The organism is Ideonella sp., from assembly GCF_036277275.1.
Taxonomy (GTDB): domain Bacteria; phylum Pseudomonadota; class Gammaproteobacteria; order Burkholderiales; family Burkholderiaceae_C; genus Ideonella.
The window spans coordinates 1-2787 of record NZ_DASUNH010000002.1; the positions used below are offsets into that span (position 1 = coordinate 1).

The 2787-nt window shown below is 67.6% G+C and carries 3 protein-coding genes; all 3 read left to right on the top strand.

Annotated elements, in window-relative coordinates:
* Window positions 1–651, top strand: a 651-nt coding sequence (locus VFY73_RS00330) for a HesA/MoeB/ThiF family protein (RefSeq protein ID WP_329715906.1), incomplete at its 5' end; no start/stop codon positions are given.
* Window positions 652–727: 76 nt separating this feature from the next.
* Window positions 728–1630: a TIGR00730 family Rossman fold protein gene (locus VFY73_RS00335; RefSeq protein ID WP_329715907.1), complete on the top strand. Its 903-nt coding sequence runs from the start codon at window positions 728–730 to the stop codon at window positions 1628–1630.
* Between the two features lie 80 nt (window positions 1631–1710).
* Complete coding sequence (gene rocF, locus VFY73_RS00340; RefSeq protein WP_329715908.1) at window positions 1711–2625, top strand: arginase; 915 nt, start codon at window positions 1711–1713, stop codon at window positions 2623–2625.
* Window positions 2626–2787 lie beyond the last annotated feature (162 nt).

Here is a 2787-nt window from a genome sequence, read left to right on the forward strand (position 1 = left end):
GGCCTCGGTTCGCCGGTGGCGCTTTACCTGGGCACCGCGGGCGTCGGCCGCATCACGCTGGTCGACCATGACAGCGTCGACCTGACCAACTTGCAGCGCCAGATCGCTCACAGCATGGTGCGCGTCGGCTCGCCGAAGGCCGAATCTGCCCGCACGGCGATGCTGGCAATCAACCCGACGCTGGATGTGCGCACCGTCTGCCACCGTGCCGATGCAGCCCTGCTGGACACGCTGGTGGCCACGGCCGACGTGGTGCTGGACTGCAGCGACAACTTCGCGACGCGGCAGGCGGTGAACGCCGCCTGCGTCGCGCATGCCAAGCCGCTGGTGGCCGGTGCGGCGATCGGCTTCGACGGACAGATCTCGGTCTACGACACCCGGCAGCCGGACACACCCTGCTACGCCTGCCTGTTCCCCCCCGACGCGACAACCGAAGAGGCCCGTTGCGCGCTGATGGGCGTGTTCGCACCGCTGGTGGGCATCATCGGCACGATGCAGGCGGCCGAGGCCTTGAAGCTGCTCGCCGACGTCGGCGAATCACTGGCCGGCCGCCTGCTGATGCTCGACGCGCGCAGCATGCGCTGGGACGAGATTCGACTGGCGCGGCAAGCCGACTGCCCTGTCTGCGCACAACGACGCGGCGGCGCCTGAAGCCGGTGCGCGCGAGCGCCCTGGGGCGGTACGGCGGGAGTAAGCTCCCACCCCCTTCTGCCATTTCCACCGCTTGATGGACAAGCCCATCGACCTGACCGCCCGCAATTTCCCCAGCGCCGAAGAAGAGGCACAAGCCCTGTCGGCGCCGCCGCGCTACGACGGGCCCGAGAGCAGCTACCGGCTGGCGTTCACCGACACCGACTTCCTGGTCCGCCCCGAGCTGCGGCCGGTGCGCATGCAGCTGGAGCTGCTGAAACCCGAGTTGGTGCAACAGGAGCAAGGCATCCGCAGCACGGTGGTGATCTTCGGCAGTGCGCGCATCCCGCCACGCGATGCGGCCGAACATCGGCTGGCCGATGCCAACGCAGTGGGCGATGCCGCCGCCATTCGCCGCGCCGAGACGCAACTGGCGATGAGCCGCTTCTACGAAGAAGCGCGCCGCTTCGCGAAGCTGGTGACCGAACGATCACGCCGGCTGGCGCGGCCGATCTACGTGTGTACCGGCGGCGGCCCCGGCATCATGGAAGCGGGCAACCGCGGCGCGCATGAGATCGGCGGCAAGAGCATCGGCCTGAACATCGTGCTGCCACACGAGCAGGCGCCGAATCCCTACATCACGCCGGAGCTGTGCTTCCAGTTCCACTATTTTGCGCTGCGCAAGATGCACTTCCTGATGCGCTCGGTCGCATTGGTGTGCTTCCCGGGTGGCTTCGGCACGCTCGACGAGTTGTTCGAGGCGATGACGCTGATGCAGACCGGCAAATGCCGCCGCCGGCCGATCCTGATGTTCGGGCGCGAGTTCTGGACCCGGCTGATCGACTTCGAGTACCTGATCGAGACGGGCATGATCAGCCCCGGAGACGAAAAGCTGTTCCGCTTCGTCGAAACGGCCGACGAGGCCTGGGAGGTGCTCGCGCAGGACTACGGGCTCGACGCCGGCGAAGACGGGGACGGCGACTACACGGGCGGCATCTGAGCTTCAGGCCGCCGAAAATCCGGCCAGCGACCACATCGGACGCATACTTCTCCGCCACGAACACCGGACAATACGCCCCCATGCTGAAAAAAGTCTCACTCATCGGCGCGCCGACCGACATCGGCGCCGGGGCGCGTGGCGCCAGCATGGGCCCCGAAGCCATGCGCGTGGCCAACATCGGCCCGATCCTCGAGGGCCACGGCCTCGAAGTGCTGGATCGCGGCAACCTGATCGGCCCGTCCAACCCCTGGCAGCCACCGACCGAAGGCTACCGGCATCTGCCCGAAGTGGTCGCGTGGAACCGCCTGGTGCACGACGCGGTGCATGCCGAGCTCGCCAACGGGCGCCTGCCCATCCTGCTGGGCGGCGACCATTGCCTCGGCCTGGGTTCGATCAGTGCGGTGGCACGGCATTGCCGCGAGGCCGGCAAGAAGCTGCGCATCCTCTGGCTGGACGCACACGCCGACTTCAACACCAACCAACTCACGCCCAGCGGCAACATCCACGGCATGCCGGTGGCATGCCTGTGCGGCCACGGCCCGCAAGAGCTGATCGAAATTGGCGGCCAGGTGCCGGCGATCAACCCGAAGTGGATCCGCCAGATCGGCATCCGCTCGGTCGATCCGGGCGAGAAGCGCCTGGTGCACGAAGTGGGCCTGGAGGTCTACGACATGCGCTACATCGACGAAATGGGCATGCGCCACACGATGGAGCTGGCGCTGGCGACGATCGACGCCAACACCCACCTGCACGTGAGCTTCGACGTCGACTTCCTCGATGCGGCCATCGCGCCCGGCGTCGGCACCACGGTGGGTGGCGGGCCGACCTACCGCGAGGCGCAGCTGTGCATGGAGATGATCGCCGACACCGGCCGCCTCGCCAGTCTGGACGTGATGGAACTGAACCCGGCGCTGGACGTGCGCAACAAGACCGCCGAGATTGCAGTCGACCTGATCGAAAGCCTGTTCGGCAAGAGCACGCTGATGCGCAAGTAGGACCGGGCGGGTGCGCCGGCCGAAAGGGCCGTGCGCACCAGACAGGGGCGCCATCACCTGGTGGCAATGCGGCTGCCCTTTCGAGCCGCGGGTAAGCCCGCGGCCTGGCGCCTGCCGGGTAACACCTGCTCACCACTGACAACGGTTAAGCAGGAATGCGCG

Coding starts and splice junctions, on each gene's coding strand:
- VFY73_RS00335 (WP_329715907.1), top strand. CDS start 728: ATGGACAAGCCCATCGACCTGACCGCCCGCAATTTCCCCAGCGCCGAA.
- rocF (WP_329715908.1), top strand. CDS start 1,711: ATGCTGAAAAAAGTCTCACTCATCGGCGCGCCGACCGACATCGGCGCC.